General features: G+C 39.3%; 1 rRNA gene. It reads right to left on the reverse strand.

Features of this window, described 5'->3' with window-relative positions:
* Positions 1–89 (reverse strand): 5S ribosomal RNA (gene rrf, locus AN392_RS18235); the annotation flags it as partial.
* Positions 90–234 lie beyond the last annotated feature (145 nt).

The raw sequence follows: 234 nt of genomic DNA on the forward strand, positions 1-234 counted from the left end.
ACAAATGCTACACTATCATCGGCGCTGTTTCGTTTCACTACTGAGTTCGGCATGGGGTCAGGTGGGTCCAAAACGCTATTGTCACCAAGAAAATTCTTTTCAATTTTCTTATTATTAATTTTTAAATTTAAAGTCTTTCGACTAAATTTGGAGCCTGGTAATGTCCTACTTTCACATAACAAATGCTACACTATCATCGGCGCTGTTTCGTTTCACTACTGAGTTCGGCATGGG

It is taken from the genome of Pseudoalteromonas sp. P1-16-1b (genome assembly GCF_001401785.1).
Classification (GTDB): domain Bacteria; phylum Pseudomonadota; class Gammaproteobacteria; order Enterobacterales; family Alteromonadaceae; genus Pseudoalteromonas; species Pseudoalteromonas undina.